The sequence below is a fragment of the Marinobacter sp. OP 3.4 genome, from assembly GCF_036224885.1.
Lineage (GTDB): Bacteria > Pseudomonadota > Gammaproteobacteria > Pseudomonadales > Oleiphilaceae > Marinobacter.
The window spans coordinates 1-25,652 of sequence record NZ_JAVVLT010000107.1 but is presented as its reverse complement, the minus strand read 5'-3'; the positions used below and the strand labels follow the sequence as shown (position 1 = coordinate 25,652).

The 25,652-nt window shown below is 62.0% G+C and carries 24 protein-coding genes; 16 read left to right on the top strand and 8 right to left on the bottom strand.

The features are described 5' to 3' along the window. Nucleotides 1–5: 5 nt before the first annotated feature. The 7 genes from lptB to yjgA all read left to right on the top strand — a co-directional run bounded on the left by lptB (nucleotide 6) and on the right by yjgA (nucleotide 5,155). Nucleotides 6–731, top strand: coding sequence for an LPS export ABC transporter ATP-binding protein (gene lptB / locus RO069_RS18145; RefSeq protein ID WP_328189486.1), 726 nt, complete (start codon nucleotides 6–8; stop codon nucleotides 729–731). Between the two features lie 230 nt (nucleotides 732–961). Next, nucleotides 962–2,476: an RNA polymerase factor sigma-54 gene (locus RO069_RS18140; protein ID WP_328189499.1), complete on the top strand. Its 1,515-nt coding sequence runs from the start codon at nucleotides 962–964 to the stop codon at nucleotides 2,474–2,476. Nucleotides 2,477–2,506: 30 nt separating this feature from the next. After that, complete coding sequence (hpf, locus tag RO069_RS18135) at nucleotides 2,507–2,815, top strand: ribosome hibernation promoting factor (protein WP_328189485.1); 309 nt, start codon at nucleotides 2,507–2,509, stop codon at nucleotides 2,813–2,815. 93 nt (nucleotides 2,816–2,908) lie between these two features. Next, complete coding sequence (ptsN, locus tag RO069_RS18130) at nucleotides 2,909–3,376, top strand: PTS IIA-like nitrogen regulatory protein PtsN (protein ID WP_328189484.1); 468 nt, start codon at nucleotides 2,909–2,911, stop codon at nucleotides 3,374–3,376. 65 nt (nucleotides 3,377–3,441) lie between these two features. Next, nucleotides 3,442–4,332, top strand: coding sequence for an RNase adapter RapZ (rapZ, locus tag RO069_RS18125; RefSeq protein WP_328189483.1), 891 nt, complete (start codon nucleotides 3,442–3,444; stop codon nucleotides 4,330–4,332). Beyond that, nucleotides 4,329–4,598 carry an HPr family phosphocarrier protein gene (locus tag RO069_RS18120; protein ID WP_328189482.1) on the top strand — a complete coding sequence of 90 codons (270 nt, stop codon included), beginning with the start codon at nucleotides 4,329–4,331 and terminating at the stop codon, nucleotides 4,596–4,598. The genes rapZ and RO069_RS18120 overlap by 4 nt, the downstream gene beginning before the upstream one ends. Nucleotides 4,599–4,615: 17 nt before the next feature. Further along, a complete protein-coding gene (gene yjgA, locus RO069_RS18115; RefSeq protein WP_328189481.1) occupies nucleotides 4,616–5,155 on the top strand; it encodes a ribosome biogenesis factor YjgA in 540 nt (179 codons plus the stop codon). Nucleotides 5,156–5,201: 46 nt separating this feature from the next. On the opposite strand, the gene RO069_RS18110 is transcribed toward yjgA, so the two are convergent. The 7 genes from RO069_RS18110 to RO069_RS18080 all read right to left on the bottom strand — a co-directional run bounded on the left by RO069_RS18110 (nucleotide 5,202) and on the right by RO069_RS18080 (nucleotide 14,661). Beyond that, nucleotides 5,202–6,035: a carbon-nitrogen hydrolase family protein gene (locus tag RO069_RS18110; protein ID WP_328189480.1), complete on the bottom strand. Its 834-nt coding sequence runs from the start codon at nucleotides 6,033–6,035 to the stop codon at nucleotides 5,202–5,204. A gap of 29 nt (nucleotides 6,036–6,064) precedes the next feature. Beyond that, nucleotides 6,065–10,027: a YhdP family protein gene (locus RO069_RS18105; protein WP_328189479.1), complete on the bottom strand. Its 3,963-nt coding sequence runs from the start codon at nucleotides 10,025–10,027 to the stop codon at nucleotides 6,065–6,067. A 5-nt stretch (nucleotides 10,028–10,032) separates the two neighbouring features. Next, nucleotides 10,033–11,517: a ribonuclease G gene (gene rng / locus RO069_RS18100; RefSeq protein WP_328189478.1), complete on the bottom strand. Its 1,485-nt coding sequence runs from the start codon at nucleotides 11,515–11,517 to the stop codon at nucleotides 10,033–10,035. Between the two features lies 1 nt (nucleotide 11,518). Next, entirely contained in the window at nucleotides 11,519–12,127 is a 609-nt protein-coding gene (locus RO069_RS18095) for a Maf family protein (RefSeq protein ID WP_328189477.1), read from the bottom strand. A gap of 24 nt (nucleotides 12,128–12,151) precedes the next feature. Beyond that, nucleotides 12,152–12,628: a rod shape-determining protein MreD gene (gene mreD / locus RO069_RS18090; protein WP_328189476.1), complete on the bottom strand. Its 477-nt coding sequence runs from the start codon at nucleotides 12,626–12,628 to the stop codon at nucleotides 12,152–12,154. Continuing rightward, complete coding sequence (mreC, locus tag RO069_RS18085) at nucleotides 12,628–13,512, bottom strand: rod shape-determining protein MreC (protein WP_328189498.1); 885 nt, start codon at nucleotides 13,510–13,512, stop codon at nucleotides 12,628–12,630. Before mreC ends, mreD begins: the two co-directional genes overlap by 1 nt. Before the next feature lie 108 nt (nucleotides 13,513–13,620). Beyond that, nucleotides 13,621–14,661, bottom strand: a complete 1,041-nt coding sequence (locus RO069_RS18080; RefSeq protein ID WP_328189475.1) for a rod shape-determining protein — start codon at nucleotides 14,659–14,661, stop codon at nucleotides 13,621–13,623. 178 nt (nucleotides 14,662–14,839) lie between these two features. On the opposite strand from RO069_RS18080, the gene gatC reads away from it, so the two are divergent. The 8 genes from gatC (at nucleotide 14,840) to RO069_RS18040 (ending at nucleotide 23,170) form a co-directional block, all read left to right on the top strand. After that, nucleotides 14,840–15,127 (top strand): Asp-tRNA(Asn)/Glu-tRNA(Gln) amidotransferase subunit GatC, encoded by a 288-nt coding sequence (gatC, locus tag RO069_RS18075; protein WP_328189474.1) that lies wholly within the window; start codon nucleotides 14,840–14,842, stop codon nucleotides 15,125–15,127. 25 nt (nucleotides 15,128–15,152) lie between these two features. After that, nucleotides 15,153–16,598, top strand: a complete 1,446-nt coding sequence (gene gatA, locus RO069_RS18070; protein ID WP_328189473.1) for an Asp-tRNA(Asn)/Glu-tRNA(Gln) amidotransferase subunit GatA — start codon at nucleotides 15,153–15,155, stop codon at nucleotides 16,596–16,598. Nucleotides 16,599–16,620: 22 nt separating this feature from the next. Continuing rightward, nucleotides 16,621–18,072, top strand: a complete 1,452-nt coding sequence (gene gatB / locus RO069_RS18065) for an Asp-tRNA(Asn)/Glu-tRNA(Gln) amidotransferase subunit GatB (protein ID WP_328189472.1) — start codon at nucleotides 16,621–16,623, stop codon at nucleotides 18,070–18,072. Between the two features lie 462 nt (nucleotides 18,073–18,534). After that, nucleotides 18,535–18,981: a PilZ domain-containing protein gene (locus RO069_RS18060; RefSeq protein WP_328189471.1), complete on the top strand. Its 447-nt coding sequence runs from the start codon at nucleotides 18,535–18,537 to the stop codon at nucleotides 18,979–18,981. A 184-nt stretch (nucleotides 18,982–19,165) separates the two neighbouring features. After that, complete coding sequence (gene cysD, locus RO069_RS18055; RefSeq protein WP_328189470.1) at nucleotides 19,166–20,074, top strand: sulfate adenylyltransferase subunit CysD; 909 nt, start codon at nucleotides 19,166–19,168, stop codon at nucleotides 20,072–20,074. A 1-nt stretch (nucleotide 20,075) separates the two neighbouring features. Continuing rightward, a complete protein-coding gene (gene cysN / locus RO069_RS18050; RefSeq protein ID WP_328189469.1) occupies nucleotides 20,076–21,734 on the top strand; it encodes a sulfate adenylyltransferase subunit CysN in 1,659 nt (552 codons plus the stop codon). 144 nt (nucleotides 21,735–21,878) lie between these two features. Then, nucleotides 21,879–22,898: a nucleoid-associated protein gene (locus RO069_RS18045; RefSeq protein WP_328189468.1), complete on the top strand. Its 1,020-nt coding sequence runs from the start codon at nucleotides 21,879–21,881 to the stop codon at nucleotides 22,896–22,898. Between the two features lie 50 nt (nucleotides 22,899–22,948). After that, complete coding sequence (locus tag RO069_RS18040) at nucleotides 22,949–23,170, top strand: addiction module protein (RefSeq protein WP_328189467.1); 222 nt, start codon at nucleotides 22,949–22,951, stop codon at nucleotides 23,168–23,170. Between the two features lie 136 nt (nucleotides 23,171–23,306). Here RO069_RS18040 and trmH read toward each other — a convergent pair whose 3' ends face one another. Further along, nucleotides 23,307–24,014 (bottom strand): tRNA (guanosine(18)-2'-O)-methyltransferase TrmH, encoded by a 708-nt coding sequence (gene trmH, locus RO069_RS18035; RefSeq protein WP_328189466.1) that lies wholly within the window; start codon nucleotides 24,012–24,014, stop codon nucleotides 23,307–23,309. 178 nt (nucleotides 24,015–24,192) lie between these two features. Between trmH and miaB the strand changes: the two genes are divergently transcribed. Beyond that, the gene (miaB, locus tag RO069_RS18030) at nucleotides 24,193–25,539 is read left to right on the top strand and encodes a tRNA (N6-isopentenyl adenosine(37)-C2)-methylthiotransferase MiaB (protein ID WP_328189465.1); all 1,347 of its coding nucleotides are present in this window, start codon (nucleotides 24,193–24,195) and stop codon (nucleotides 25,537–25,539) included. The last annotated feature ends 113 nt before the right edge of the window (nucleotides 25,540–25,652 follow it).

Below are 25,652 nucleotides of genomic sequence, written 5' to 3'. Positions count from 1 at the left end.
TTTCCATGGCACTATTGCAGGCAAATCATCTCGCCAAGAGCTACAAGCAGAAACAGGTGGTTATCGATGTCTCCCTGAGCATCGAGAGCGGCCAGATCGTGGGACTGCTGGGCCCCAACGGCGCCGGCAAGACCACCTGCTTCTACATGATCGTCGGCCTGGTGCCGGCCGATCACGGCCACATCAGCATCGACGGCAAGGACATCACCCCCCTGCCCATGCATGGGAGGGCCCGGCAGGGCATCGGCTACCTGCCCCAGGAAGCGTCGGTGTTCCGGAAACTGTCGGTCAGCGACAACATCATGGCGATCCTGGAAACCCGGAAAGACCTCAACAAAAAGCAGCGCCAGGACAAGATGGAAGAGCTGCTGCAGGAATTCCACATCACCCACATCCGTGACAGCGCGGGAATGGCCCTGTCCGGGGGTGAGCGCCGGCGGGTGGAGATCGCCCGGGCCCTGGCCATGGAACCGGCCTTTATCCTGCTGGACGAACCGTTCGCGGGGGTGGACCCCATCTCCGTCAGCGACATCAAGCAGATTATCCGCCACCTGCGGGACAAGCAGATCGGCGTGCTGATCACCGACCATAACGTGCGGGAAACACTGGATATCTGCGAAAAAGCCTATATCGTCAGCAGCGGCCACATCATTGCCTCAGGCTCCGCGGATGACGTCCTGGCCAACCAGCAGGTGAAGGAAGTGTACCTGGGGAACGAATTCAGGCTGTGATCCGGTTGGCCCATCCGATAACACACTGCAACACAGTCCACACGCCCTGCAATTGTGTTGGCAGCAGCAAGGGGGTACACTCGGCAAAGAACTTGCTTGTTATTTCCAAGTATCCGGTAACGCTGATTTTTTTGCCTGATTTCAGCTATTTTTTGAGCTGAATCAGTGTCTTTTTGCAACGATTCTGTTACCGGCTACCTCAGAAGGGCGATGGATGTGAAACCATGGTGATGAAAGCCTCCTTACAGTTAAAGATGGGTCAGAGCCTGACGATGACCCCACAACTGCAACAGGCGATCCGTCTGCTCCAGCTTTCCACACTGGACCTGCAGCAGGAAATCCAGCAGGCCCTGGATTCCAACCCGATGCTGGAAACCTCCGAGGAGGAGGACACCGACGAGTCTTCCGACGCCGAGCGGGACAACAATGACAGCAACGAGGAGTCGGTCAGCGCCTCGGAAGGTGAGTCCGCAGCCGACAATACCTGGGAGGAATCGGACTGGTCGGCGGATAACAATCCCTCCGACAACATTCCCGACGACCTGCCGGTGGACACCGCCTGGGATGACATCTATCAGTCCGCGCCGGCTCCCGCCTCCCGGGGCGATGACGACAATGACTCCGATTTCGAAAGCCGCAGCCCCACCACCGAGACCCTGCACGACCACCTGGAATGGCAACTCAACCTGACGCCCATGGGCGAGCGGGATGCCGCCATCGCCCATGCCCTGCTGGATGCCGTGGATGAGCGCGGCTACCTGACCTCCCACCTGGAGGAAATCCATTCCGGACTGATGGATGACGAAGACGAGGACCCGGTGGAAATGGACGAGGTGGAAGCGGTCCTGCGCCGCCTGCAGCACTTCGACCCGCCCGGCGTCTTTGCCCGTGACCTGCAGGAATGCCTGCTGATCCAGCTCAACCAGCTGCCGGCGGACACCCCGTGGCTGGACAAGGCACGACTGGTGATCACCCACTACATCAATCTGCTGGGTAACCGCGACTACGCCCAGCTGTTACGGCGCAGCCGCCTGAAGGAAGACCAGTTGCGGGAAGTGCTGGCGGTTATCACCGCCCTCAATCCGCACCCGGGCAACGCCCTGGACACATCCGAGCCGGACTACGTCATTCCGGACGTGATCGTACGCAAGGACAAGGGCCGCTGGCGGGTGGAACTGAATCCTGAAATTGCCCCGCGCATTCGTGTCAATGCCAGCTATGCTTCCCTTATAAGGCGTGCCGACAGCAGTGCCGACAACACCTACCTGCGGGACCAGCTCCAGGAAGCGAAATGGTTCATCAAGAGCCTGCAGAGTCGGAACGAGACCCTGTTGAAGGTGGCGACACGAATAGTTGAACATCAACAGGGTTTTCTGGACCATGGGGAAGAAGCGATGAAACCGCTGATCCTGTCGGACATCGCCCAGGCTGTGGAAATGCACGAATCCACCATTTCCCGGGTCACCACGCAAAAGTTCATGCACACGCCCCGTGGCATCTTCGAGCTGAAGTACTTCTTCTCGAGCCACGTGAGCACCGAGGAAGGCGGCGAATGCTCGTCCACGGCCATTCGCGCAATGATCAGGAAACTGATTGCGGCGGAAACCCCGAAGAAGCCGCTCAGTGACAGCAAGATTGCCACCATGCTGGGAGAGCAGGGCATCAAGGTGGCTAGGCGAACGGTGGCAAAATACCGTGAAGCCATGCATATTCCGCCCTCCAACGAGCGGAAGCGACTGGTCTGACACAAAGGGTCTGACAAACAGGAGAAGCCCATGCAACTGAACATTTCCGGTCATCATGTCGAACTGACTCCCTCCCTCAAGGATTACATCAACGAGAAATTCGAAAAACTTGAGCGCCACTTCGATCACATCAGCAACTGTCAGGTAACCCTGGAGGTGGAAAAGGTACGCCAGATCGCGGAGGCCACCCTGCACGTGGTCGGTGGCGAAATCCACGCCAAGGCCGAAAACGATGACATGTACGCCGCCATCGATGCCCTGGTGGACAAGCTTGACCGGCAGATCCTCAAGCACAAGGAAAAGAACGTTGACCGGATGCACGGAGCAACGGCCCGCTAACCATTGCCATGGCGGAACGGCTATAATCTGAATCACAACGCTGCGGTACGGACTCGTACCGCAGCATTTTTTTATCGGGACCGACGAGTATCCATGACCGATTCGACCTTGACCATCAATAACATACTGGCGCCAGAGCTCACCCTTTGCCGGGTCAATGGCACCAGCAAGAAGCGGATTCTGGAATTTATCGCGGAAAAGGTGGCCGGACAGTATCCGGAGCTGGATGAAACCCAGATCTTCAATAACCTGATAGCCCGGGAGCGGCTGGGGAGCACCGGTATCGGTCAGGGTATTGCCATTCCCCACTGCCGGCTTGAAGGGTGTACCCGCGTGGTCGGAGCCCTGGTCACGATGGAGGAAGGCGTGGCCTTCGACGCCATCGACAACCAGCCGGTGGATCTCCTGTTCACACTGATTGTGCCCCGCGAGGCCACCTCAGAGCACCTGGAGCTGCTCAGTCAGCTTGCCGAGCAGTTCAATGACCGCAGCTTCTGCGATGCCCTTCGGGCCTGCGAGACCGCCGAAGGCCTCCACCAGAAGATGACCGGCAATACCTGATCCTTTCCCGGCATGTCGCGTATACTCGCGCTCAATGTCGACCAAGTCGCCAGGGGACAAGTTTCATGAAGCTGATCATCGTTAGCGGCCGTTCCGGTTCGGGCAAGAGTACCGCCCTCCATGTGCTGGAGGATCTGGGTTACTACTGCATCGACAACCTGCCCATCGGGCTGTTGTTCCCGCTGACCACCGAGGCCACCTCACGCAATTCCGGCAGCCGGCTGGAAAAGATTGCGGTCAGCATTGATGCCCGCAACCTGTCCAGCGAGATTGCCAATTTCGAGGCCATCCACCAGCGACTGCTGGACTCGGGGATGACCACCGAGATCATCTACCTGGATGCCACCGAACAGTCCCTGCTGCAGCGCTTCCATGCCACCCGGCGCAAGCATCCCCTGAGCGACGACGAGACCTCCCTCACCGAGGCCATCCGCTACGAGAAGCAATTGCTGGAACCCATTGCCCAACTGGCGGACCTGTACCTGGATACCACCGAGCTGTCCATGTACGAGCTCCGTGATATGGTCAAGCAGCGGATTATCGGCCGCCGTGAGCAGGAACTGGCGCTGTTGTTCCAGTCGTTCGGGTTCAAGCATGGTGTGCCGGTGGATTCGGACTATGTGCTGGACGTTCGCTGCCTGCCCAACCCCTACTGGGACCCGCAACTGCGCAAGTACACCGGCATGGACCAGCAGGTGATTGATTTCCTGGGCTCCGACGACATGACCAACCGTATGATCGATGACCTGACCCGATTCCTGGAAAGCTGGCTGCCCCAATTCAGCAAGAGCAACCGCAGCTACATGACCATTTCCATCGGCTGTACCGGCGGACAGCACCGGTCCGTCTACGTGTGCGAACAGTTGTCCCGCTATTTCAGCCGGCATTACAACCGGGTCCAGACCCGGCACACGGAACTGCCCCACCTGAACCCGAAAACCAGCGGTACGGCATGATCCGCCAGCCCATTACCATCATCAACAAGCTCGGGCTGCACGCCCGGGCAGCCGCCAAACTGGTCGAGACGGCATCGGCCTATGAAAGCCGTGTGCTGCTGTCGAAGGGCGACCGGGAGGTGGATGCCAAGAGCATCATGCCGGTGATGATGCTGGCCGCCAGCCAGGGAACGGAAGTGGAACTGATCGCGGACGGCCCCGATGAGCAGCAGGCCATCGAAGCCCTTGAGGCATTGATCAATGACTATTTTGGTGAGGGCCAGTGACCCATGAGAGAGCAGCCGTGAGCAAATACGATCCATCCAGTGAACCAGCCGGCGACGACGAGCTGATCAAGAGCAAGTCGCAGGTCAAGCGTGAAATGCAGGCACTGCAGGAGCTGGGCAAACACATGCTGGACCTGGGCGATGAGCAGCTCGCCACCCTGCCCATGAGCGAGACGCTGAAGGCGGCGATCCAGGAATCCCGCCGTATCCGCCAGCACGAGGCCCGGCGCCGGCACCTGCAATACATCGGCAAGGTGATCCGCAACGAGGACGACCCCGAGGCCCTGCGCCGCGCCGTGGAAGCCTTTGACGCCGGTAGCGAGGAGCATACCCGCCGACATCACCTGGCCGAGCGCTGGCGTGACCGCCTGATTGCCGAGGGCAACAGCGCCGTGGCGGAATTTATCGAGCATTGCCCGACGGCGGATGTGCAGCACCTCCGCAACCTGCTGAGGAACGCCCAGAGGGATGTCAAGACGGGCAAGAACACCGGCCAGGGCCGGAAACTGTTCCGCTACCTGCGGGAATGCATCGACGAGGCCGAGCAGGCCGGCTGATTCGCCGGTTCCGGCACCCCGTCGGATTCGTTAACCAAACGGGCCTCTAGAGGCGCCGGTGTTCCCACACCGGCATGCGTTTGCGGACCTGCTGCAGGTAGTCCGGATCCAGCTCGGTGACGATCACTCCCGCCCCCTCGGCCAGTTCCTTGACCACCTTGCCCCAGGGGTCGACGATCATGGAGTGGCCATAGGTGCGGCGGCGTTCGCTGTTCTGCCCCCCCTGCCCCGGTGCAACCATCCAGACCTGGTTCTCGATGGCCCGGGCCCGGACCAGGGGGTGCCAGTGGGCGTCACCGGTATGCCAGGTGAAGGCGCTGGGCAGGGTAACCCAGTCCACTCCCCGTTCGCGCAACTGCCGGAACATCTCAGGGAAGCGCAAGTCGTAGCAGATCGCCAGTCCCAGGCGGCCCACGGGCGTGTCCACCGTCACCAGTTGCTCGCCGGGCTCGAAGGTGTCCGATTCCCGGTACTGGCCCTGGCTGTCCTCCACCATGGCATCAAACAGGTGAATCTTGTCATAGCGGGCCACTTCCGTGCCCTGGTCATCCACCACCACACAACTGGCCCTGACCCGGTTCTCAAGGGCGGAGCCATCGGGTCGGGCGGCAATGGGCAGTGAGCCGCCGACAATCCAGAGCCCATGCTTGCGGGCCTGTTCCGCCAGGAAGCTCCGGATCGGGCCGCCTGACGCCACCTCGCGACCACCGTGTAACGGCATGTTGGCGGTGTCCAGCACCGCAAAGTTCTCCGGCAGTACCGCCACCCGGGCCCCCTGCTCTGCCGCCCGGGCCAGCAGCCGGGAGGCCTGGTTGAGGTTGTCGTCGATATCCCTGGTGCTCACCATCTGAATGGCGGCAACGGTCTGGGCATTCGCCATGGCGTTCTCCATCGGGGCGATAGGACGGACTATTCCTGGTTCCCGGAATCGAAGATGTTCCGCAGGTCCACCTTCGGGTTATCCCAGGTTCCCCCTACACTATAAGTGGCACTGGTCAGTTTGCTCAACGGTTCACCCAGCAGTTTATCCAGTACGAACAGGGCGCCCCCCACCGGCGGTGAGGCACCCATCAGGATTGCCGCCAGGGGTAGGTTCTGGGTCAGCGGCAGGATCACCACCAGCCGCATGTCCAGGGTTTCGTCAGCCAGGCTGGTGAACCCCGAGAGTCTCAGCGCCCCGGAGGGGCCCGCCAGTTGCAGGTCCGGATCCCAGGTCAGCACGCCATTGTCCAGTTTGGCCTTGCCGTAGATAGCGTCAAAGGCCACCCCCGCCTCATAGAGATCGGAGAAATCGAACTGCAGACGGCGCTGCAGGGTGTCAGTATTGAGCAGGTTGAAAATCCGGAAGATCTGGGCGGTCTCGTTGTTCTGCAGGATCACGCCGTCGTCCAGCCTGACACTGAATTCCCCACTCAGGTGACCGACCGCGAACTGATCGGGGCGACCGGGCCACGCAATATTGAGGTCGATCACCGAGTTTTTGTTGGTCATCGGTATTTCCTTGCCCACCAGGCTGGCCAGGCCCTGGAGGCCACCGCCTTCCAGCACCCCCTGCACCAGGGTGACCTGCTCGCCGGAGGTCACCCCCCAACGGAGCTGGCCGTCAAATACCAGCGATTCCAGGCGCCCCTGGAGATCCATCAACGTTACCTGGTCCGGCGACGGTGACAATACGAACGACCAGGAGCCGGCGGAATCGTCCCCCAGCACCAGCGAGGCGATACGCACCTCCACCTCCGGCCACTGCCCCGCCGCCATATCGCGGAATGCATCAAGCTGTTCCGAGGGCGTCAGCAGCGCCGGTGCCTCATCACTTCCGGCATCCTGTTCGTGGTCCCGGGCCAGGCTGAGCCGGTCCAGGTCAACCCAGATGCGATCCCCGGCGTCTGGAATCCGTACCCGACCCACCGCACGATCGGAATTGGTGGTCAACAGCCAGCCATCCTCCTGGGGCCGGGCCGTTAACCGGAGACCGGGAACCGCGTGATTGCCCAGGATCAGTTCGTTCATCCTCAGGTCAACACTGTTGAGCCAGTCAAAGCGCTGACCGGTGCCCCCGGCTTCCGACCCCGACGGGGCGTCGCCGGTCACGCCCAACTGCTCCAGCCAGGGCAGCCATCGGGCAGGCTCGAACCGGTCGAACGCGGCCCGGACCAGTAGCCCCCCTTCCACCGGAAAGCGGGCCGACCCGTCACCGATGACCACCTGGCCACCGTGGAAGCGGGAATCCCGCCACTCCAGCGCCGCCGACAGACGTTCGCCCCACTGGGCCTCCAGCAGCAGTTGATCGCCCTCCGGCCAACGCAGCAGCGCCTCCAGGTTGTCGCCGGAACCGGTCTCCCCGGACAGGGGCGCCGGCCACTCCGACTGGATCGTGGAGGCATCCGCGGTCACCGCCAGACGGGCGTCGGCGTCGGGCACGAAATCCAGGCGGGCGGTATAGGGCAGTGTTCCCGACACACCGGGTACCCGCTGCCCCTGGGGCATCATTTCACGGGCCAGGGTGAGCAGGTCCGCCTGGCCGGTCTGGATGATGGTCAACGCCCCCCGGGCTGGATCCGCCCGGAATCGTACACTGACCGGCTGACCCATGAAGGTGGCTGACAGGGCCTCATCGCTGAAACCATCCCGGGTGCTGTAGCGCAGCCCGCCACGGATATCCTGCCACTCCAGATCGGCAGGCGGATAGCGGAGGCTGCCGTTCTGCGTCCGCAGCCTGGCGTTGACCGATACCGCCTGTCCCGCCGCCAGGGGGATGCCCAGGGCCAGGTCAAGATCGTAGTCGCCACCCAGGGACACCCCCTGCCCCGCCTCCCCGGCCATCTCACCCAGCGGGGTGTCGTTGAGCCAGTAACCCGCCTGTTCGCCATTGACCCGGGCACTGGTGTCCACGGTGATCGTGGGCGCCCCCTCACCCGGGACCACCGAGACCTCGCCCCGGTTCAGTCGCAGCCCACCGGTCAAGGCCTGGTCCAGCACCACACGGGTATCGCCGTTGTGGATAGTGACGGTGCCGGCGGCACCGGTCACCTCCGGCCATTGCGGGTCGTAGACGATGCTGGCGTCCCGGAACCGGTATTCCATGGCGGTGCTGAAACTGTGCCGGGGCAGTCCCTCCCCGATCTGGCCATGGCCGTAGAACTCGCCACTGACCACCTTGCCCCCGGTGATCGCGGTGGTCAGCCAGTCGTAGAGGCCACGATCCAGTTCCCCCACCGGCAGGACCGAGGGCAGCATGCTGGCGTCGGCATTCTCAATGGCGAGCTTCAGCCCCAGGTTGTCCTCGCCGTAACGGTCCAGTCTCAGGTCGAAGGCACCCCGCACCCCGGTGTCCTCGCCATAGGTAACCTCCATGTCCCGGGCAAACACCCGGGTGATGCCGCCGTCGAGCCGCCAGGCCACATCGGCGTCCGCCTGGCTGAAGGTCAGGGGCCCGGCAAACAGTTTCGGAAAATCCAGGACCATGTCATCACCCCGGGCCCGTACCCTGCCGCCGTGCCGGCTCAGCCAGAGTTCACCCTGGACGTTACGCCCCCCGGGCGCCCCCCGGTGGGGCTGGACGGAAACGCCATCGAGACTGGCCGACAGCTCGAACTCGCCGGGCTGGTTCCGCGGCACCCGCACCTGCAGGGACGACAGCCGGCCCGTGGGCTTCAGGCCGGCGATTTCGGGTTCCGCCCTGGCGGGCAACAGGTTCGAGGTCACCGCCATATGAACCAGCGGGGCAAGGGAAACCCCGGAGGCCCCGATCCGGAACGACAGCCGGTCATAATCAAGCCTCACTGCCATGCCGGTGACCATCTCGTCCTGCCAGCGCCATTGCAGGTCCTGGACATGGAGGCTGCCGCCATCGTCGCTCCGGCGCCAGCCGATGCTGGCGGTGAGGTCCTCCAGGGGAGGCAGATTGGCCAGATCGCTGCTCAGTACCAGACGGGGCATGCGGAGCTGGCTGTTCGCTCGTTCCAGGCGGCCACTGTCGAAGGTAAGCCAGGCGCTGGCACTGGCGTCCAGTTCCTGCAACTGGAAGTCGCGCCATTCCAGGCCATGGGTAATCACCTCAAGCACGCCGCCGGGCGCGACGTCCGCCCACACCCGTCCGGTAAAACGACCTTCAAAGAGGTCACGCCCGCGGATCGAGAAGGTGGCGAGCTGGTCAAGGGTGCCCTGACGCATGACGCGGCCGGAAGCAGACATCTGCTGGTCATTGTAGGCCAGGTCCAGTTGCGGGATATCCACGAACACGGTTTCGGTATCCGGCGCCCGCAGTCCCAGTGTCAGGTGGGTCAGGCGGATCTGCGGATCCGAGATCCGGCCCGCCAGCTCATCCAGCCACCGCTGGGGTTGTAGCCATTGCTCCCCGGTCAGATCGGTGCCGTCCTCCAGGCCGGGACCGATGTCGGGCAGGTTCAGGCCTTCGACGGCCAAGCCCCGGTTGGCCCCCCGGGCCAGGACCAGATCCAGGCCGTCCGCTTCCATCCGCTCGAAAACCAGCCCCAGGCGAAGCAGGGACCGCAGGCCATCGAGACGCAGTAACAGATGCTGGAGGCCAACCGCCCGGGTGTCGGGCTCGGATTGATGGCCAATCTCCAGGTTACTCACCTGCAGGACCGGATCCGGCCCCTGCCAGTCGGCGGACAGGCTGCCAATGGTCACGTCCTGACCCAGGCGTTCACTCAGCAGGGATTCAATAGCGGGCCGGTAGTGGTCGATGTGCTCGGCCAGGTACCGGGCCCCGGTGGTGGCAGCAGCGACAATCAGCAGCAGGAAGACAAGCAGCCAGACGGCGACTGTCAGCAACAGGCCGTGGGTGGATCGGCGGCGACCGCGGTCAGGGGCCGGGCCGGCCGGGGGGGATGGGGGGTGCTGGGACATCACACTCAGAGCAGGACCACATCATATTGTTCCTGGCTATAGAATGGCTCCACCTGGAACCGGATCGACTTGCCGATGAAGGTTTCCAGGTCCGCCACATTGTCGGCCTCCTCGTCCAGCAGTCGGTCCACCACCTTCTGGGAAGCCATCACCAGGTAACTCTCTGCCTCATAGGCTCGGTTCACCCGCAGAATCTCGCGGAAGACTTCATAGCATACGGTTTCCCCGGTCTTGAGGAAGCCACGGCCGTCACAGATGGGACAGGGCTCACACAGGATCTGCCCCAGGCTTTCGGTGGTCCGCTTACGGGTCATTTCCACCAGGCCCAGCTCGGAGACGCCGGTGATCTTGGTCTTGGCATGGTCCCGCTCCAGCATCTTCTCCAGCATGCGGTGCACCTGGCGCTGGTGTTCCGGATCGTCCATGTCAATGAAATCGATGATGATGATGCCGCCGAGGTTGCGCAACCGGAGCTGCCGGCTGATGGCCCGGGCCGCCTCCAGGTTGGTCTTGAAGATGGTCTCTTCCAGGTTGCGGTGCCCCACGAAGGCTCCGGTATTGATGTCGATGGTGGTCATCGCCTCGGTCTGGTCGATGATCACGTAGCCCCCGGACTTGAGCTGGACCTTGCGGCTGAGAGCCTTCTGGATCTCGTCCTCGACACTGTACAGGTCGAAGATGGGACGCTCGCCGGGGTAGTACTCCACCTTGCTCTCGAACTCCGACACAAACTCCCGGACAAATTCCATGACCTTCTGATGGCTCTCCCGGGAATCGATACGGACCTTCTCGGTCTGGGGGCGGATCAGGTCCCGGATGGTGCGGATGAACAGGGGCAGGTCCTGGTAGACGATGGCCGGGGCCCTGACGTGTTCGATGCGGTCTATAATCGACTGGTTGAGGCGCTGCAGGTAGGCCATGTCCGCGAGGATGTCCGCATCACTGACGCCTTCCGCCGCGGTACGGATTATGAACCCGCCCGCGCAGTGTTCCTGCTCGCCGATGGCGGTTTCCAGGGTCTTCTTGAGCCGGGTACGCTCGTCTTCATCCTCGATGCGCTGGGAGATCCCCACATGATGGACGCCGGGCATGAAGACCAGGTAGCGGGAAGGAATGGAAAGCTGGGTGGTCAGCCTGGCGCCCTTGGTGCCGATGGGGTCCTTGGTGACCTGGACCACCAGCGACTGCCCCTCCCGCAACAGGGTGCGGATATCCGGTACGGTCCGGGGGCCATCCGACGGCTCCCCGTTGTCATCACCATTGACCGGTAACACGTCCGAGGCGTGGATAAAGGCGGCCCGTTCCAGGCCAATGTCCACGAAGGCTGCTTCCATGCCCGGCAGCACCCGTGCCACCTTGCCCTTGAAGATATTGCCGACGATGCCCTTGCGGCTGGTACGTTCGACATAAGCCTCCTGAAGCATCCCGTTCTCAACCAGTGCCACCCGGGTTTCCACCGGGGTAACGTTGATCAGGATTTCTTCGCTCATGTCATTCTCCGTCTGTTGAGGAATTCCAGTAGTCCCAGACCGGCAGTCCGGCATCGGCCAGCAGGTCGGCGGTGATATCCAGGGGCAGTCCCACCACGGCGCTGTAGCTGCCGCTAATCGCAGTAACGAAGGCGCCGCCGCGACCCTGGATACCGTAGGCCCCGGCCTTGTCCATGGGTTCACCCGTGGCACAGTAGGCGTCGATCTCCCGCGGATCCAGCGATCGGAACCGGACGTCGGTCACGCTGACCCTGACGTCCACGCCATCCCGGGTGGCCAGGGCCACCCCGGTCATCACCTGGTGCTCACGGCCTGACAACGACTGTAACAGGCGCCGGGCGCCGGCTTCGTCCTCCGGCTTGCCCAGGATGCCATCATCCAGCACCACGGTGGTGTCGGACCCCAGCACCAGGGCGTCGCGCCGGTCGTGACGCCGGTAGCCAGCCAGGGCCTTGTCCCGAGCCAGCCGCCGTACGTAGTCCGCGGGGGCCTCTCCCGGGTACGCCGTCTCGTCGATATCAACCGGCAATGTACCAAAGGATAGACCAAGCTGCCTGAGCAGTTCCGCCCGGCGTGGCGACGCCGAGGCCAGTATGACCCTTTCCGTCATGGTATCGTTCCCGTCGTTCCAGCTTCAGCCGAGTTTGAGGTTAAGCTTGTCCAGCACCGGGCACAGCACCACCCACAACACGGCGCTGGTGGCGGCCGGCCAGAGGTAGGCAAAGCCGGAGGATTCCGCGCCCAGAAGCTGTTTGATGAAGTGAACCAGCATCTGGTTGATGCCCAGCAGCAGGAATACGATCACGCACTGCTGAATCAGGGGAAACATCCTCAGCCGCTGGTGTACCGTCAGCACCAGGAAGGCGATCATCGCCATCCCCAGGGCATTGACGCCCAGGGGCGTTGCCTCCAGCACATCGAGCAGTAACCCCAGGACCCAGGCCATCAGGATGCCGAACTGGGCCGGCGCCCGGAAGGTCCAGTAGAACACCATCAGCCCCAGCCACTCCGGGCGGAACTCGAACCACCCCGACGGGAACAGGGAGATGCTCAGCACCAGGGACACCAGGATGCTGACAAACATGACCGGATAGCTGATGATCGACAGCATCAGTTACCCTCCCCGCCATTGCCGTCCTGCGTGACGCCCTGCTGGTCGTAGAGTGTATCGGGACTGGCGGCACCGGCTTCCTGGAACACCACCAGCACCATTTTGCTACGGCTCAGGCTGGCCAGCGGCGTGGCATGGATGGTGACAAACGGGGCCCCGGGGTCCTTGGTGATGGATGACACCTCCGCCACCGGATAGCCCTTGGGAAAACGGCCGCCCAGCCCCGAACTGACCAGCACATCCCCTTCTCGGATATCGGCGGTATCCGGCACATGGACCAGTTCAAGCTGGCTGATATCCCCGTTACCCAGCAGGATGGCCCGCAAGCCGTTACGGAGCACTTCCACCGGCACCGCATGGCTGCTGTCGGATACCAGCAGCACCCGGGAGGTGAACGCGGAGGTATACAGCACCTGGCCCATCAGGCCATTGGCGTCCAGGATGGCCTGGCCAGCGGTCACGCCGTCACGTTCGCCCTTGTTGATGATAACCTCATGGGAAAAGGGGTCTGGCGACACCCCCACCACTTCCGCCACCACCACACGGTCGTCCACCGAGGCGGAGGCGTTCATCAGTTCCCGGAGTTCGGTGTTTTCGGCGGCCAGGGCGCCGTACTTGAGGGCCCGACGCTCAAGGACCATCAGCCGGGCCTTGAGGGCCTCGTTTTCTTCCAGCAGATCTTCGCGGGGAGTAATCACGCCGGCGAACCAGTCGCCGAACCGATCCGGGGCATTGCCCAGCCAGAACACCGGAGCCAGGACAGTGGCGATGCCGCTACGCACCGGCTCCAGGCGATCGAACCGGTCATCCGCCACGATCAGCACCAGTGACAGTACCAGTACCACCAGGAGCCGAAAGCCGGGAACCGGGCCCTGAACAAATATGGTCTTAATGGCACAGCCCCCCTGCCCCGATTACACGACCGCCGCTGAGGTTTCCCTCCAGCGGCGGCGTCGGGAGCGAGGCTGTCAGGCCGGCACCTGGTGCCATGATCACCCCTCCTGGGAGAACATTCCAATGCCGCTGCGGTCGATCACTTCCAGGGCCTTGCCGCCGCCACGGGCAACACAGGTCAGCGGGTCTTCGGCAATGATCACCGGCAGGCCGGTTTCCTCGCTGATCAGCTTGTCCAGGCCACGGAGCAGTGCACCACCACCGGTGAGCACGATGCCACGCTCGGCAATGTCGGACGCCAGTTCGGGCGGGGACTGTTCCAGGGCGCTCTTGACCGTCTGCACGATCTGGGCGAGGGATTCCTGCAACGCATCAAGGATTTCTTCACTGTTGAGGGTGAAGGAACGGGGCACGCCTTCCGCCAGGTTACGGCCGCGCACGTCAATCTCGCGGATCTCGACACCTTCATAGGCACAGCCGATCTCGTGCTTGATGCGCTCGGCGGTGGAATCACCGATCAGGCTGCCGTAGTTGCGGCGCACGTAGGTGACGATGGCCTCATCGAATTTGTCACCACCCACCCGTACGGACTCGGCATAGACAATGCCGTTCAGGGAGATGATGGCGATCTCGGTGGTGCCGCCACCGATATCCACGATCATGGAACCGCTGGCCTCTTCCACCGGCAGGCCGGCGCCAATGGCGGCAGCCATGGGCTCCTCAATCAGGAACACTTCCCGGGCCCCGGCGCCCAGGGCCGATTCACGGATGGCCTTGCGCTCCACCTGGGTGGACTTGCTGGGCACACACACCAGTACCCGGGGGCTGGGAGTGATAAAGCTGTTCTCATGCACCTTGTGGATGAAGTGCTGCAGCATTTTCTCAGTGACCACAAAGTCCGCGATCACACCGTCCTTGAGGGGGCGGATGGCGGTGATGTTGCCCGGCGTACGGCCCAGCATGCGCTTGGCCTCGGTACCGACGGCGGCAACCGTTTTCTGGGAGTTATTGGTGCGGATGGCCACGACCGATGGCTCATTCAGGACGATCCCCCGCTCACGGACATAAATAAGGGTGTTAGCGGTACCAAGATCAATGGAGAGATCGCTGGAAAAAAGGCCTCGGATACGTTTCAACATTCGCTTTATTTCAACCTGAGAAATGCCGTAGGGAAATGATGCCGCAACTTTAGCAGCGAGCACCCCCGCAGGCAAGGCGTGATCCGCCGCGTTACAGGCTGTTACAGCCGTGTCAGGGTACTGCGTCACCCCCCTGATCTGTTAACATAGTCGTTTTTCACGACCCCGGAGGCAATGCGTGACCATTTCCCGCAAGGACATCGAAAAAGTCGCGGTGCTTGCCCGCATCCAGGTGGATGATGAGCAGGTGTCCGCGCTGGAAAAGGACCTGGGCAATATCCTCGATCTGGTGGACCAGCTCAGCGCCGCCGATACCGAGTCGGTGGAGCCCCTGGCCCATCCCCTGGACGCGGTCCAGAAGCTGCGCCCGGACGAGGTCACCGAAACCGACCAGCGGGCCGCTTTCCAGGCCATCGCGCCGGCCACGGAGAATGGCCTCTACCTCGTTCCCCGCGTTATCGAGTGATCCACCAGCGACACCAGGACTCATCATGCACAACAAATCCGTAGCAGACCTTTCCCGCGAGCTGGCCAGCGGCACCATTTCCAGCGTGGAACTGACCCGGCAGTTCCTGGACCGCATCCGCCAGGAAGATGAAAAATACAACAGCTTTATTACCGTCACCGAGGAACAGGCCCTGGCCGATGCCAAAGCGGCTGATGAACAGCGCGCCGCCGGCAATGCCACGCCCTGGACCGGCATCCCCTTCGCCCACAAGGACATCTTCTGCACCAATGGCGTCCGCACTACCTGTGGCTCGAAGATGCTGGAGAATTTCGTCCCGCCCTACGACGCCACGGTCACCGCCAACTTCCGCCAGGCGGGCGCGGTCTGCCTGGGCAAGACCAACATGGACGAGTTCGCCATGGGCTCCTCCAACGAGTCCAGCCATTTTGGCGCGGTCACCAACCCCTGGGGTGAGCGGCGGGTACCGGGGGGCTCCTCCGGTGGTTCCGCGGCCGCAGTCGCGGCGCGACTGGTACCGGCGGCCACCGCCACGGACACCGGCGGCTCCATCCGCCAGCCAGCCGCGCTGTGCGGTGTCACCGGTCTCAAACCCACCTACGGTCGCGTCTCCCGCTATGGCATGATCGCCTTCGCCTCCAGCCTGGACCAGGGCGGCACAATCGCCCGTACCGCCGAAGATAACGCCATGATGCTGAACGTGATGGCGGGCTTCGACCCAAAGGATTCCACCAGCATTGATCGTGAGGTGCCGGACTACACCGCCACCCTGAACGAGCCCGTGAAGGGCCTGACCATCGGCCTGCCGAAGGAGTATTTCTCCGACCAGCTCAGCCCGGCCATGGAAGAGCAGGTGCGCAACGCCATCCGCGAATACGAAAAACTGGGCGCCACGGTGAAGGAAGTGTCCCTTCCCAACGCGAAGCTGGCCATTGCCGCCTACTACGTGATCGCCCCGGCGGAGGCCTCTGCCAACCTGTCACGCTTTGACGGCGTGCGCTACGGCTACCGCTGCGAGGACCCGAAGGACCTGATGGACCTGTACACCCGTACCCGGGCCGAAGGCTTCGGCGAGGAAGTGAAACGCCGCATCCTGGTGGGCACCTACGCCCTGTCAGCCGGCTACTTTGACGCCTATTACCTTAAGGCCCAGAAGGTACGCCGCCTGATCCAGCAGGACTTCATCAGCGCCTTCAAGGAAGTGGACGTACTGATGAGCCCGGTGTCACCATCGCCGGCTTTCGTGCAGGGCGAGAAGAACACCGACCCGGTCACCATGTACCTGGAGGACGTGTTCACCATCGCCGTCAACCTGGCTGGCGTTCCGGCCATGTCGGTACCCGCAGGCTTTGTCGACGGCCTGCCGGTCGGTCTGCAGATTATCGGAGACTATTTCTCTGAAGCGCGGCTGCTGAACGCCGCCCACCAGTTCCAGCAGGTGACCGACTGGCACCAGCGCGAGCCCCAATAAGCCCGACGGAGGAGAATGTCACATGCAATGGGATATCGTCATCGGGCTGGAAATCCACGTTCAGCTCGCTACCAGGACCAAGATTTTTTCCGGCTCCAGCACCGCCTATGGTGCCGAGCCCAACACCCAGGCTAATGCCGTTGACCTGGCCATGCCCGGCACCCTGCCGGTGCCCAACGAGAACGCCTTCCGCTATGCGGTGATGTTCGGGCTGGCGGTCAACGCCGAGATCGAGCGCCGCTCGGTGTTCGAGCGCAAGAACTACTTCTACCCGGACCTGCCCAAGGGCTACCAGACCACTCAGCTTGAACGCCCCATCGTGGGACCGGGCTTCGTGGACATCGACCTGCCCAACGGTGAGACCAAGCGGGTCCGCATCCACCACGCCCACCTGGAGGAAGACGCCGGCAAGTCCCTGCACGAGGACTTCCATGGCATGACCGGCGTCGACCTGAACCGGGCCGGCACCCCGCTGATCGAGGTGGTCACCGAGCCGGACATGAACAACGCCGACGAGGCCGTGGCGTTTGCCAGGAAACTGCACGGCATTGTCACCTCACTGGGCATCTGCGACGGCGACATGTCCCAGGGCTCCATGCGTTTTGACGTGAACATCTCGCTCAAGCCGAAGGGTTCCGACACCCTGGGCACCCGTACCGAAACCAAGAACCTGAACTCGTTCCGTTTCATGGAGCAGGCCATTGCCCACGAAGTGGAGCGGCAGATGGATATCCTGGAAGATGGCGGCGAGATCGTACAGGAAACCCGCCTGTACAACGGTGATCGCGACGAATCCCGCTCCATGCGCACCAAGGAGGAGGCCAACGACTACCGTTACTTCCCCTGTCCGGACCTGCTGCCGGTAGTGCTGGACGAGGCCTTTATCGAGGAGGCCCGCAACAGCCTGCCGGAACTGCCGGACGCCCGTAAGGCCCGCTTCCAGGAGCAGTACGGCCTGAACGATTACGATGCCGGCCTGCTGGCGGGGGACTCAAAGCTGGCCACCTTCTTCGAGGAAACCGTTACCCACGGCAAGGATGCGAAGCTGTCCGCCAACTGGCTCCTGGGCGAGTTCTCCGCCCGCCTGAATGCGGAGGAGCGCTCTGTTGCCGACTCGCCCATATCCGGTGAACAACTGGGCGCCCTGGTGACCCGCATTGCCGACAACACGGTCTCTTCCGCGGGCGCCAAGAAGGTGTTCGAGGCCCTGTGGACCGGTGAAAACGACGATGTGGACGCCATCATCGACGCCAAGGGCCTGAAGCAGGTGTCCGACACCGGCGAGCTGGAGAAGATGGTGGACGAGGTCCTGGCTGGCATGCCGGACCAGGTGGCCCAATACCAGAACGAGGAGGATCCCAAAAAGCGCAAGAAGATGCTTGGCGGCTTTATGGGTCCCCTGATGAAGGCCTCCAAGGGTCAGGGCAACCCCAAGCTGTTCAACGAGATTCTGCAAAAGAAGCTTGGCGGCTGATTGCCTGATAGCTAGTTCCTCCGGCCCTAGCCTTCCTTGATTGGGTGGCTGGGACCGGGGTGGTACCCCTTTTTCCGCTGCAATTCACGGTACGTCCTGTACCGTGAATTGCAGCGAAGAAAAGGTCCCCCGGCCCGACGCCCATACACCCAGGCCAAAAACCTCAAACGGATGTTTAATAACATGACCCAGATCACGACATACTACCTTGCTGGTCAGCAATCAACCAATTACACTCCGGCAGATAGCTAAAATTATAATCTTGGCCCGAAGTTACGTTAGGTTTCTACGAGCCTCCGAAAAAGAGGCCTGGCACCGGTTGATTTTCCGACCGGCGAGGAATCACCGACAGATAGAGGTAGTTGTTAGGATCGCAGGACGCGGACCAGGGGCTTTTTCAGAGATTCGTTACCGTCCTCGCTTCGGGGAACGACAGGTAACATGATCAAACAAGGTGTCACCATGGGAAAGCCACTCGACGTCGAGTCCGCCAAGCCAATGCGGGTCAAGCCCCGTGCGGCGGAACCCAACCTGCGTGATCAACAACGGGCAGATGTTAATCTGAAAGTTACCCTCAATCGCCCCGGCCAGCCGGCCATCGACTGCGAAATCTGCAACCTGTCCCGTTCCGGGATGATGATCCGCTGCACCAGCAAGGTCACCGAAACCCTGATCCCCGGCAAGCGGGCCCCCGCCCCCGGCGACTGGATCGACGTCACCGCCCGCTTTGAAGTACCGGTACTGTCGCAGCAGTCCGTCCAGCTTTCGGCCCGCTGCCACATCGCCCACCTGCGGCGCATGGCCAGGGACGAGTTTCACCTGGGCATTCGATTCGTGGATTTCGATGGACGCGGTTTCGACTACGTGGACCAGTACGTTCACAGGCTGCTGGCCGACCGCATGGTCTGATCATCAACGGCCGTAAACGCCCTTGCTGCGATGGCCAGCCCATCGCCGGCAGCATATTGTTATAGCTGTAAACTCTACTAGCTCACCTTCTTATAAGTACCGCTCCCTGATATAGTACCCACCCTCAAATTAATCCTATTTTTCCCTGTCTGGGCACAGCCCCAGGCACTCGGTGAGCGGAACTATGACCACGTACAACCTGACCCATCTGAAACAGCTGGAAGCTGAAAGCATCCACATCATCCGGGAGGTCGCCGCGGAGTTTGATAACCCCGTGATGCTCTACTCCATCGGCAAGGATTCCGCGGTCATGCTGCACTTGGCCCGCAAGGCATTCTACCCGGGCAAACCGCCGTTTCCCCTGATGCATGTGGACACCACCTGGAAATTCAAGGAGATGATCAAGTTCCGGGACCGCAAGGCGAAGGAATATGGCCTGGACCTGATCGTCCATATCAATGAAGAAGGTGTTAAGCAGGGCGTGGGGCCGTTTACCCATGGCAGCGCCAAACACACCGACATCATGAAGACCCAGTCGCTGAAGCAGGCCCTGGACAAGTACAAGTTCGACGCTGCCTTCGGTGGTGCCCGCCGGGACGAGGAGAAGTCCCGCGCCAAGGAGCGGGTCTATTCCTTCCGGGATGAGTACCATCGCTGGGACCCCAAGAACCAGCGCCCGGAACTGTGGAACATTTACAACGGCAAGATCAACAAGGGTGAGAGCATCCGGGTGTTCCCCCTGTCCAACTGGACCGAGCTGGATATCTGGCAGTACATCTACCTCGAGAATATCGAGATCGTTCCGCTGTATTATGCCGCCAAGCGCCCTGTGGTCGAGCGGGATGGCACCCTGATCATGGTCGACGACGACCGCATGCCCCTCAAGGAAGGCGAGAAGCCCGAGATGAAATCCGTGCGTTTCCGCACCCTTGGCTGCTATCCGCTGACCGGCGCCATTGAATCCGAGGCGGACACCCTGCCGGAGATCATCCAGGAAATGCTGCTGGCCACCAGCTCCGAGCGTCAGGGTCGCGTGATCGACCACGATTCAGCCGGGTCCATGGAACAGAAGAAGCGGGAAGGGTACTTCTAAGATGTCACACCAGTCAGATCTGATCGCAGAAGATATTCAGGCCTACCTGAAACAGCATGAGAACAAGGAGCTGCTGCGCCTGCTCACCTGTGGCAGCGTGGACGACGGCAAGAGCACCCTGATCGGTCGCCTGCTCCACGACACCAAGATGATCTATGAAGATCACATGGCCAGCCTGAAGAGCGACAGCGCCAAGATGGGGACCACCGGCGAGAAGCTGGACCTGGCCCTGCTGGTGGACGGCCTGCAGGCGGAGCGGGAACAGGGCATCACCATTGATGTGGCCTACCGCTACTTCTCCACCGACAAGCGCAAGTTCATCATTGCCGACACTCCGGGCCACGAGCAGTACACCCGCAACATGGCCACCGGGGCGTCCACCGCGCAACTGGCGATCCTGATGATCGACGCCCGCCACGGCGTACTGACCCAGACCCGCCGGCACTCATTCATTGCCTCGCTCCAGGGCATTCGCCATATCGTGGTGGCGGTGAACAAGATGGACCTGGTGGACTTCAGCGAGGAACGGTTCAACGAGATCAAGGAAGACTACCTGGCCTTCGCCGCCAAACTGGGCCTGAAGGACATCCGTTTTGTCCCCATCTCCGCACTGGAAGGCGACAACGTGGTGAACAGGAGCGAGAGCACACCCTGGTTCACCGGCCAGCCGCTGATGGAAATTCTGGAAACCGTGGAAGTGTCCCGGGACAAGAACCTGGAGCATTTCCGCTTCCCGGTGCAGTACGTCAACCGCCCCAACCTCAACTTCCGGGGCTTCTGCGGCACCATCGCCTCCGGTGTGGTACGTCCAGGCGATGCAGTGATGGCACTGCCGTCCCGCCGCACCAGCACGGTGAAGGAAGTCGTCACCTTCGACGGCAACCTGGAGGAAGCCTACATCGACCAGGCGGTGACCCTGACCCTGAACGACGAGATCGATATCAGCCGGGGCGACATGCTGGTCAAGGTGGATGACGAGCCGGAGGTGGGCAACCGCTTCACCGCCAACATCGTCTGGATGACCGATGCCCCGCTGGAGACCGGTCGCCTCTATGACATCAAGCTGGGACCGACCTTCACCTCCGGCACGGTGAAGAAGATTCACCACCAGACCGACGTGAACACCCTGGAACAGAAGGCCAATCCCAGCGAGCTTGCGCTGAACGAAATCGGCCTGTGTGAGCTGACCCTGAGCCAGCCCATCGCGTTTGACGCCTACCCGCGTAACCACGCCACCGGCAGTTTCATCGTGATCGACCGGCTGACCAACGTTACCATCGGCGCGGGCATGATTGCCGGCACTGCGGGTGAGGTGGAATCCCTGGATCCGGTGACCGCCGAGGAGCGCGAACGCCGTCTGGCCCAGAAGCCGGCCATCGTGGCCTGCAACGGTCGCAAGGCGGAAGACCTGGCCATCGCCGTGGAGCGGGCCCTGTTCGACCAGGGCAAGACCTCGGTCGTGCTCACCGAGGAGAACGCCGGCTCCGCCGATGACCGCCGTCGCGCGGCGCAATTGCTGGCCGCCCACGGCCTGATCGCCGTTGCTGTCAACCTGGGCTCCGACGTGGCCTCCGCCAGCGTCACCGCGGATAGCGAGGATGCCATCCCCGGCGCGGTGAACGAGCTGATCCAGGGCCTGGTCCGGGACAAGCGCGTCTAACCCGGATTGCCATCCCTGTCGCAACAGCCCCGGCTTTTCACGAAGCCGGGGCTGTTTGCGTTTATACCGGTGTCACCCCGTGCCTGACCGTGGCAAAATCGGGCCCCTGTTCCATTTTACCCATCCATCAGGATTCATTCGTCTATGGCCATCAAGCAACTCCGAACCGCCTTTGCCAGCCAGTACCAACCCGGCCAGCCCGCCCGCCTGCAATCCGGGGAGCCCCTGCAGGAACCCGGTGGCGATTACGAGATGCTCCACAAGCAGATGAAGCGGCTGTTCAACAGCAAGCCCGGCAAGAAATACGGACGTTTCTCCGAGGATATCGGCGAGAGCCCCTTCAGCGCCTGGCTGAAGGACTATATGGAGGAAAAACAAACCTTCGCTTCCCTCACCGATCGCCTGTTCGGCCAGTTCCAGGAACTGCTCAACGGCGCCCAGGAAGAATTCGCCGGCCACCTGATGCTGGTCCACGAGGCCCTGGCGGATGGTGAAGTGGTCTACCTGCTGGTACTGGAATCCGACAACACCATGCGCTTCGACGGCAACCAGGCCCTGGACGCCACCGATGTGCTGAGCCTTTCACGGCTGAACCTGGCGGTACGCATCGAGCTGGACGACTGGCTGGGTGACAACGCCGGAGAGAACTACCTGACCCTGGTCCACGGTCGCGGCACCGGCGAAGGCGGCGACCTGTTTATTCGCCTGTGCGGCTTCACCAACCAGGTGGACGTGGAGAAGGAAACCGTCACCTTCCTGGACGCCGTGGAAGCCTTCGCCAAATCCTCGGAGCCGGAAAAAGCCGGCGAGGTGCGGGCTAAGGCCTACGAATTCTGCAAGGAACAGCACGCCCTGGGCGAGCCGGTGGCCATCGATGCCCTGTCCGGCTACCTGGATGAGAGCCAGCCGGAGCGCTTCCGGGAGTTCGCCTCACAGAATGCCGAAGTGCCAGAGAGCGGCGTATTGCACCCGGACCACCGCAAGGTCAAGAAACTGGTCCGCATCGCCGGCTCCGGAGGCGGCATGAGCCTGTCGTTCTCCTCGGACCTGGTGAACCAGGCGGTCTACTACGACCGCGACAAGGATGCCCTCACCATCACCCGCCTGCCCAAGGCCCTGCGGGAGCAGTTGCAGCGGTATCTGGAGGGGCGTGATAGTGAATGAAGGCGTCGTGAACCGGTCGGGCATCTGATGCATACTATGGGTATACCCTCATGAGTACGGACAAAACCATGGACAACGTCGACCGCATGACCAGTCTTGAGAAGATCAGGGCCATGGAACAGCTCTGGGATGCATTGACCCGTGACAGTGAGCTGCCCTCTTCACCCCAATGGCACGGTGAAGAACTACAGCGGCGAACCTCCCGGATTCAGGAAAACCAGGTGAATTACCTGAGTCTTGACCAGTTGAAGGAGCGCGGCCCCCAAACATGAAACCAAGGACAGTGAGACTCACGGAGGAGGCCGTCAGAGACATCGATACCGCCACACCACAGTCAGTGTTTTGGCAATCCTCGATACCAGACGAGCCCCATACAAAGCTCAAAAGCGACTGGAAGACCAATAGGTATTAATCCTCGACCAAGTCCGGATGCCGCTGCTTACGGACCTGGTTCATCCACCCCACCCCATCAATTAACTCACCGGTTTCCGGATCAATGGGCGGGTAAGGCAGCTTGCGGTCGTCGCAGTAGCGCTTGACGGTGGGCTGGCACCACTGGAACAGCAGGCGCATGTATTCGTCGTCCGGCAGGCGGCGCTGGTCGAACAGGCCGGCGAGTTTGCGCTGGCGCTGGGCCTCGGACAGGATGATGGCGCAGGCGGAGGACACGTTCAGGGACTCGACCATTCCCATCATGGGGATGACAATGTGCTCATCTGCATGGTCCGAGGCGCTGGCGCTGACGCCGTCCACCTCGTTGCCCATGATTACCGTGCAGGGCACGGTGTAGTCCACCTCACGATAGTCCACCGCCCGGTCTGACAGTTGCGCCGCGTATAGCTTGTGGCCGCTGGCTTTCAGGCTCGCGACCGCGTCATCCATGGTGGGATGGGTGTGGGTCCGCACCCAGTTGTAGCTGCCCCCGGCGGTCTTGCGGAACGCCCGGAAGCCCTCCTTCGGCCACACCACGTGCATATTGGCCAGGCCAAAGGCATCGCAGGAGCGGATAATGGCGGACAGGTTACGGGGCTTGTGGACCTGATCGGTCAGCACGCTGATATCGGGCTGACGGGTGTCCAGGATGTGCTTGATTCGGGCGAGGCGTTCAGGGGTCATATCAGGTTCATTAACTGCGTTCGGTAGTGGCAATTGCCAAAGAGCCGGACATTTTACCACAATCGGCTACCAACTAACCGAGACAACGGTGGTTGATGATTAGCCACACCGTTATAATACACGGTTCAATTCTGCCAGCGTCCCGCAGGCGCCGAATTCATCACATTAGTTGAGACCCATGGCCAAGAAGCTTTTTATCAAGACCCACGGCTGCCAGATGAACGAGTACGACTCCGCCCGCATGGCGGACCTGCTCAAGACCGGCGAAGCGGTGGAAATGACCGATTCGGCGGAAGACGCCGATATCCTGCTGCTGAACACCTGCTCCATCCGCGAGAAGGCCCAGGAGAAGGTCTTCCACCAGCTCGGCCGCTGGAAGAGTCTCAAGAAGCACAAGCCCGAGTTGATCATCGGCGTGGGCGGCTGCGTCGCCAGCCAGGAAGGCCAGGCCATCATCGATCGCGCGCCTTACGTGGACATGGTGTTCGGCCCCCAGACCCTACACCGGCTGCCGGACATGATCACCGAGATCAAGACCAAGGGTAACGGCGTCGGCGTGGTGGACGTGAGCTTCCCGGAAATCGAGAAGTTCGACAACCTGCCGGAGCCCGGCGCCGACGGCCCCTCCGCGTTTGTCTCCATCATGGAAGGCTGCAGCAAGTACTGCACCTTCTGCGTGGTGCCCTACACCCGGGGCGAGGAAGTCAGCCGCCCGGTGGACGACGTCATCGTGGAAGTGGCCCACCTGGCCAGCCAGGGCGTGCGCGAGGTCAACCTGCTGGGCCAGAACGTCAACGCCTACCGGGGCGACACCCACGACGGCGACATCATGGACCTGGCGGAACTGATCGAGGTGATCGCCACCATCGACGGCATCGACCGCATCCGCTACACCACCTCTCACCCGGTGGAATTCACCGATGCCATGATCGACGTCTACGAAAAGGTGCCGGAGCTGGTCAGCCACCTGCACCTGCCGGTCCAGAGCGGTTCCGACCGCATCCTGGCGGCCATGAAGCGCGGCCACACAGCCCTGGAGTACAAGTCCAAACTGCGCCGCCTGCGCAAAATCCGCCCGGACATCAGCTTCTCATCCGACTTCATCATCGGCTTCCCGGGCGAGACCGAGAAGGATTTCGAGGACACCATGAAGCTGATCAACGACATCGGCTTCGACGTGTCCTTCAGTTTCGTCTACAGCGCACGACCGGGTACCCCGGCCTCCGACCTGCCGGACGACACACCCATGGACGTCAAGAAACAGCGCCTGGCCATCCTGCAGGAGCGCATCAACCAGCAGGCCATGGACATCAGCCGCAAGATGGTGGGCACCACCCAGCGCATCCTGGTCACCGGCCTGTCCAAAAAGGACCCCGGGGAGTACGCCGGCCGTACCGAGAACAACCGCATCGTCAACTTCCGCCACGACAATCCCGAGGTGGTTGGTAACTTTATTGACGTGGAAATTCGGGAGGCTCTGCCTAACTCTCTGCGCGGTATTCCCGTGGATGGACGGCTTTACTGAGTCAGATCCTTCTTGCCTGGTCGTATTGGTGCATGGTCAAGGAGGCGGTACATTTTTCCGGAACACGCCCCGCAAGTACGTCCATGTAGGGCTCGACGGCAGCCATCCCTGGC

Bases quoted from the DNA above. Each gene is read 5' to 3' on its own strand.
- lptB (WP_328189486.1), top strand. From the start codon at position 6: ATGGCACTATTGCAGGCAAATCATCTCGCCAAGAGCTACAAGCAGAAA.
- RO069_RS18140 (WP_328189499.1), top strand. From the start codon at position 962: ATGAAAGCCTCCTTACAGTTAAAGATGGGTCAGAGCCTGACGATGACC.
- hpf (WP_328189485.1), top strand. From the start codon at position 2,507: ATGCAACTGAACATTTCCGGTCATCATGTCGAACTGACTCCCTCCCTC.
- ptsN (WP_328189484.1), top strand. From the start codon at position 2,909: ATGACCGATTCGACCTTGACCATCAATAACATACTGGCGCCAGAGCTC.
- rapZ (WP_328189483.1), top strand. From the start codon at position 3,442: ATGAAGCTGATCATCGTTAGCGGCCGTTCCGGTTCGGGCAAGAGTACC.
- RO069_RS18120 (WP_328189482.1), top strand. From the start codon at position 4,329: ATGATCCGCCAGCCCATTACCATCATCAACAAGCTCGGGCTGCACGCC.
- RO069_RS18110 (WP_328189480.1), bottom strand. From the start codon at position 6,035: ATGGCGAATGCCCAGACCGTTGCCGCCATTCAGATGGTGAGCACCAGG.
- RO069_RS18105 (WP_328189479.1), bottom strand. From the start codon at position 10,027: ATGTCCCAGCACCCCCCATCCCCCCCGGCCGGCCCGGCCCCTGACCGC.
- rng (WP_328189478.1), bottom strand. From the start codon at position 11,517: ATGAGCGAAGAAATCCTGATCAACGTTACCCCGGTGGAAACCCGGGTG.
- RO069_RS18095 (WP_328189477.1), bottom strand. From the start codon at position 12,127: ATGACGGAAAGGGTCATACTGGCCTCGGCGTCGCCACGCCGGGCGGAA.
- mreD (WP_328189476.1), bottom strand. From the start codon at position 12,628: ATGCTGTCGATCATCAGCTATCCGGTCATGTTTGTCAGCATCCTGGTG.
- RO069_RS18080 (WP_328189475.1), bottom strand. From the start codon at position 14,661: ATGTTGAAACGTATCCGAGGCCTTTTTTCCAGCGATCTCTCCATTGAT.
- gatA (WP_328189473.1), top strand. From the start codon at position 15,153: ATGCACAACAAATCCGTAGCAGACCTTTCCCGCGAGCTGGCCAGCGGC.
- gatB (WP_328189472.1), top strand. From the start codon at position 16,621: ATGCAATGGGATATCGTCATCGGGCTGGAAATCCACGTTCAGCTCGCT.
- RO069_RS18060 (WP_328189471.1), top strand. From the start codon at position 18,535: ATGGGAAAGCCACTCGACGTCGAGTCCGCCAAGCCAATGCGGGTCAAG.
- cysD (WP_328189470.1), top strand. From the start codon at position 19,166: ATGACCACGTACAACCTGACCCATCTGAAACAGCTGGAAGCTGAAAGC.
- cysN (WP_328189469.1), top strand. From the start codon at position 20,076: ATGTCACACCAGTCAGATCTGATCGCAGAAGATATTCAGGCCTACCTG.
- RO069_RS18045 (WP_328189468.1), top strand. From the start codon at position 21,879: ATGGCCATCAAGCAACTCCGAACCGCCTTTGCCAGCCAGTACCAACCC.
- RO069_RS18040 (WP_328189467.1), top strand. From the start codon at position 22,949: ATGAGTACGGACAAAACCATGGACAACGTCGACCGCATGACCAGTCTT.
- trmH (WP_328189466.1), bottom strand. From the start codon at position 24,014: ATGACCCCTGAACGCCTCGCCCGAATCAAGCACATCCTGGACACCCGT.
- miaB (WP_328189465.1), top strand. From the start codon at position 24,193: ATGGCCAAGAAGCTTTTTATCAAGACCCACGGCTGCCAGATGAACGAG.